Below are 4,367 nucleotides of genomic sequence, written 5' to 3'. Positions count from 1 at the left end.
CCGGGGCGGCGGGCTGCCGTGCGGCGCCTTCGGCGGCGACGGCGAAGATCGGGGTGCCGACCTCTACGGTCTGCCCCTCCGGCACCAGCAGCTCCGATACCACGCCCGCGTAGGGGCTGGGGAGCTCGACCAGCGACTTGGCCGTCTCGATCTCCACGATGACGTCGTTGACCGCCACGGTGTCCCCCGGCTTGACCTTCCAGGACACGATTTCGGCTTCGACCAGTCCCTCGCCGACGTCCGGGAGGTTGAAAATCTGCGTGTTCGACATGGAAACTCCGATATCAGTAGGCGAGCGAACGGTCGAGGGCCTCGAGCAGGCGGTCGATGTCCGGCAGGTACTGTTCCTCCACTTTCGCCACCGGGTAAGGCATGTGGAAGCCGCCGACGCGCAGCACCGGCGCCTCCAGGCTCAGGAAGGCGCGTTCGCCGACGCGCGCGGCGATCTCCCCGCCGATGCCGCCGAAGGTCGGGGCTTCGTGGGTGACGATCAGCCGCCCGGTCTTCTTTGCGGATGCGGTGATGGTGTCGAAGTCGATCGGGGAGATGGAGCGCAGGTCGATGACCTCCACGCTGTTGCCGTCCTCCTCCGCCGCCTTCGCCGCGGCCAGGGCGACCGGTACCAGCGGCCCGTAGGCGACGATCGTCGCGTCGGTGCCTTCGCGAACCACCTGAGCGCTGAAGGCGTCGCGGCCGGCCGACTCGGTGTCCACCTCGCCCTTGAGCCAGTAGCGGCGCTTGGGCTCGAAGATGATGACCGGGTCCTGGCTGGTCACCGCCTGCTGGGTCATCCAGTAGGCATCGTGCGCGTTCGAGGGGGTGATGATGCGCAGGCCGGGCGTGTGCGCGAAGAGGGCCTCCGGGGACTCCGAGTGGTGCTCGATGGATCCGATGCCGCCGCCGTAGGGGATGCGGACGACGACGGGGGCCGACAGGAGCCCGGAGCTGCGGGTCCGGATCTTGGCCAGCTGGGTGGTGATCTGGTTGAACGCCGGGAAGACGAAGCCGTCGAACTGGATCTCACAGATCGGCCGGTAGCCGCGGAAGCACAGCCCGATGGCGGTGCCGAGGATGCCGGACTCGGCCAGCGGCGTGTCGACCACGCGGTCGGCGCCGAACTCGGCCAGCAGCCCTTCGGTGACCCGGTAGACCCCGCCGAGCTTGCCGATGTCCTCGCCCATGATCAGCGTCTTCGGATCATTGGCGAGGGCCTCGCGCAGCCCGCTGGTGATGGCCTTCGCGATCGTCATGGTGGTCATCGGCGCGCCTCCCCGGCAGCGTTGTCGTCGGTGGCGGAATCGGCGAAGCCGGCCTGGTACTGCCGGTGCCATTCCAGCTCCTCGCGGACCAAGGGGTGCGGATCGGCGTAGACGTTGGCGAAGTGGTCCTCGAAGTCCGGGGCCTCCATGGCCAGGACGTCGGCGCGGGTGGTTGCCGCGAGCTTGTCGGCTTCGGCCGAAACCTCGTCGAAGAACCCGTCGCCGGCCGTGTTGGTGCTGCGCAGGTACCGTTCCAACCGCAGCAGCGGATCGCGTTCCCGCCAGCCCTCTTCCTCGGCAGCCTCACGGTATTTGGTCGGGTCGTCGGCGGTGGTGTGGGCGCTCATCCGGTAGGTGAACGCCTCGATCAGCACGGGCCCGTTGCCCGAGCGGGCGTGTTCCACGGCCCACCGGGTGACCGCGTGAACGGCGACGACGTCGTTGCCGTCCACCCGGATGCCGGGGAACCCGTAGCCGGTGGCACGCATGGACAGCGGAACGCGGGACTGGACCGCCGTCGGCACGGAGATGGCCCAATGGTTGTTCTGGCAGAAGAACACCACCGGGGACTGGTTGGAGGCGGCGAACACCATCGATTCGTGGACGTCCCCTTCCGAGCTGGCGCCGTCGCCGAAGTAGGCGACGGCCACTCCGTCGTCGCCGTCGCGCTGAATGCCCATGGCGTAGCCGACCGCATGCAGCGACTGGGCGGCAAGCACCAGCGTATAGAGGTGGAAGTTCGTCTCCCGCGGGTCCCAGCCGCCCTGGCTGATGCCGCGGAAGAGCTTGAGCATGTTGGAGAGGTCCAGGCCGCGGGTGAGGGCGACGCCGTGCTCGCGGTAAGTGGGAAACACATAGTCCTGCGGCTGCAGCGCGCGGCCGGAGCCGATCTGCGCCGCTTCCTGCCCGAGCAGGGGAGGCCAGAGCAGCAGCTGGCCCTGCCGCTGCAGGGCGGTGGCTTCCTGGTCGAAGCGGCGGACCAGTGCCATGTCGCGGTACATCCCGCGCAGCGCCTCGCCGTCGAGGTGGGCTGCGTAGGGGCTGTACTTCGCATCGTCGCGGACGGTCCCGTCGGGGGCCATCAGCTGCACCAGCGGAGGCGCGTCCGAGGGGTCGCTGGACACCAGCGACTGTTCCAACTCTTCGATGTCGAATTCCGAGGCGGGCAGGTGCTCAGCGCCCATACGAACTCCTCGCCGATCCGCTGCCTCAGCGGCAGAGATCTTCGCTGTTCATATATGCCGGGCCGGGAATACATTCCTGGCCCGGCATATATCTGTCGTTTATCTCGTCCTAGCCTAATGGCAGGTGCCGTGCGGGCCGGTCACATTACCGTCAGGAAACGCCCGGACCGTTTGTATAGTTCTCACAGAGCGCCAGGAAGCGGCTGTTGGCTTCCACTTCACCGATGCTGACCCGCACGCCCTCCCCGGCGAAGGCCCGCACGGACAGCGCCTGCCGGCCGGCCAGCTCTGCGAACTCCTGCGCCCGGTCGCCCAGCGGCAGCCAGACGAAGTTGCCCTGCGTTTCCGGGATCTTCCAGCCGAGCAGGTTCAGTCCGGCGACCACGCGGTCCCGTTCGTCGACGAGGCTTTGTACCCTTTCTACAACTTCGTCGTAGTGGCGCAGCGAGGTGATGGCCGCATGTTCGGCCAGGCTCGACACCGCGAACGGGGTGGCGGCCACGCGCAGGTGCCGGGTGATCTCCGGCTGCGAAATCGAATAGCCCACCCGCAGGCCGGCCAGCCCGTGGGCCTTCGAGAACGTGCGGAGCACCACCACGTTGGGGTACTTCTGGTACATGGCCACGCCGTCCACCACCTCGGGGTCGCGGACGAATTCCGTGTAGGCCTCGTCGATGACCACGATGATGTCGTCGCGCACGCTGCGGACGAACCCTTCTACTTCCGCCTCCGTCAGCGCCGGTCCTGTGGGGTTGTTCGGCGTGCACAGCAGGATGACCTTGGTCCGGTCGGTCACGGCGTCCAGCATCGCGGCCAGGTCATGCGAGCCGTCGGACCGGTTCGGGACCTGCACGCTGCGGGCACCGGAGAGGCCGACCATGATCGGGTAGGCCTCGAAGGACCGCCACGCGTAGATCACCTCGTCTTCGGTGCCGTCCTCGTGCTGTCCGGCAAACGTCTGCAGGATCTGCACCAGGGCGCCCAGGCTTCCGGCGCCGGTGACCACGTCGTCGGCCGGGACATTCAGGAACCGGCCGAGTTCGGTCCGCAGCGCGGTGCACAACGGATCGGGGTAGCGCATGATGCCGGCCGTCTGCGCGCTCACGGCTTCCAGCACGGCGGGCAACGGGGGCAGCGGGTTTTCGTTGGAGGACAATTTATAGGACTGCAGTCCCTGGATTGCGGCCGGCGGTTTGCCGGCAGCATATTTGGGCAGCCTGTCGAGCACCGGCCGGGGGTGGATCCGGCCCGACGCACCTGCTGCCGGAACCGCAGCTTCCTTGATGGGGTTCTCAGGAGGAGTCATGCCTTAAAGGATACGTGCGCCGATGACCGGGTTTTCCGCGCCCCGGCGGCCCGGATGTGGCAGCATACACGCATGGGAAAGTTCATTGTGCGGGTCGTCGTCAACGCGCTGGCGCTGTGGGTGGCGAGCTGGATCCTGCCCGGCCTTGCCATCGAGGCATCCGCAGCGGCCGACGTCGCCGGCAACGAGTCCCTGGGCACGGTGCTGGCCTACCTTTTCATCGGCCTGATCTTCGGCCTGGTCAACGCCATTGTCCGGCCCATCATTTCCTTCCTCTCGCTTCCCGTCACCATCCTGACGCTGGGCCTGTTCACCATCGTGATCAATGCGCTGATGCTGGTGCTGACGGCCTGGCTGTCCAGTTTCACGCCGGTCGAGTTCGTCGTCGATTCCTTCTTTTGGACGGCTATCCTCGGCTCGCTGATCATCAGCCTGGTCTCGCTGGTAGTGGGCACCCTGACCCGCACCCGCTGATTCCGGGGCGGCTACCCGGGCCCGCCCCGGCCTGCCGGCGGCGGTCCCTTCCGGAGGGGCGGAAGGCCGGAGCGGGACGGCTTTGGCCCGTCGGGCTGCGACCGGCGCAGGGCGAAAAGATGCTGCCTGGCCGTGCCGCCGGCG

At 67.7% G+C, this 4,367-nt stretch carries 5 protein-coding genes; 1 reads left to right on the top strand and 4 read right to left on the bottom strand.

Translation table 11 applies throughout. The annotated features are described in order from the left end of the window. The 4 genes from AC5RV2_RS15105 to AC5RV2_RS15090 all read right to left on the bottom strand — a co-directional run. The coding region (locus AC5RV2_RS15105) for a biotin/lipoyl-containing protein (protein ID WP_494093011.1) at positions 1-271 on the bottom strand (271 nt) is incomplete at its 3' end. Positions 272-284: 13 nt separating this feature from the next. Further along, positions 285-1,259: an alpha-ketoacid dehydrogenase subunit beta gene (locus AC5RV2_RS15100; protein ID WP_494093010.1), complete on the bottom strand. Its 975-nt coding sequence runs from the start codon at positions 1,257-1,259 to the stop codon at positions 285-287. Further along, complete coding sequence (gene pdhA / locus AC5RV2_RS15095; RefSeq protein ID WP_494093009.1) at positions 1,256-2,443, bottom strand: pyruvate dehydrogenase (acetyl-transferring) E1 component subunit alpha; 1,188 nt, start codon at positions 2,441-2,443, stop codon at positions 1,256-1,258. Before pdhA ends, AC5RV2_RS15100 begins: the two co-directional genes overlap by 4 nt. 151 nt (positions 2,444-2,594) lie before the next feature. Beyond that, entirely contained in the window at positions 2,595-3,749 is a 1,155-nt protein-coding gene (locus AC5RV2_RS15090; protein WP_494093008.1) for a histidinol-phosphate transaminase, read from the bottom strand. Between the two features lie 72 nt (positions 3,750-3,821). On the opposite strand from AC5RV2_RS15090, the gene AC5RV2_RS15085 reads away from it, so the two are divergent. Beyond that, complete coding sequence (locus AC5RV2_RS15085) at positions 3,822-4,223, top strand: phage holin family protein (protein ID WP_494013623.1); 402 nt, start codon at positions 3,822-3,824, stop codon at positions 4,221-4,223. Positions 4,224-4,367: the final 144 nt, after the last annotated feature.

The organism is Arthrobacter sp. Y3225116 (assembly GCF_059091245.1).
The sequence above is the reverse complement of the archived record's forward strand: the minus strand, read 5'-3'. Positions and strand labels throughout refer to the sequence as shown.

What these genes read in the sequence shown, in the direction of transcription:
- pdhA (WP_494093009.1), bottom strand. Translation starts at nt 2,443, where the DNA reads ATGGGCGCTGAGCACCTGCCCGCCTCGGAATTCGACATCGAAGAGTTG.
- AC5RV2_RS15085 (WP_494013623.1), top strand. Translation starts at nt 3,822, where the DNA reads ATGGGAAAGTTCATTGTGCGGGTCGTCGTCAACGCGCTGGCGCTGTGG.
- AC5RV2_RS15090 (WP_494093008.1), bottom strand. Translation starts at nt 3,749, where the DNA reads ATGACTCCTCCTGAGAACCCCATCAAGGAAGCTGCGGTTCCGGCAGCA.
- AC5RV2_RS15100 (WP_494093010.1), bottom strand. Translation starts at nt 1,259, where the DNA reads ATGACCACCATGACGATCGCGAAGGCCATCACCAGCGGGCTGCGCGAG.